The sequence below is a fragment of the Bacillus sp. SIMBA_031 genome (assembly GCF_046535225.1).
GTDB classification, from domain to species: Bacteria; Bacillota; Bacilli; order Bacillales; family Bacillaceae; genus Bacillus; species Bacillus velezensis.
This window is the reverse complement of record NZ_JAWRXC010000692.1, coordinates 1-235: the sequence shown is the minus strand read 5'-3', so window position 1 is coordinate 235 and position 235 is coordinate 1. Positions and strand designations below refer to the sequence as shown.

Sequence of the window (235 nt, the reverse complement as noted above, 5' to 3'; positions counted from 1 at the left end):
CTGCCGTTCGGCCGTCGATAACTGGCTGATCAGCGCATTTCTTGGCAGATTGATGCCGAAATAATTCGCAAGCAGTTCCTCGGCGCGCTTCTGCATCGCCCGGCGATTGAGAAACGGAGTTCGCGCGATGCGCCTCTCGTGACCGAGAAACAACGCCTCGCCGACCGTGAAGGTTGGAACCAGCAGCCGGTCCTGGTGGATGAAATGGATGCCGAGTTCGTCGCAGAGATGCGGC

Annotated in this window: 1 pseudogene; it reads right to left on the bottom strand. The window is 59.1% G+C overall.

Going from position 1 to position 235, the window contains the following annotated elements:
- Nucleotides 1-235: pseudogene (locus SB724_RS21845) on the bottom strand (hypothetical protein); the annotation flags it as partial.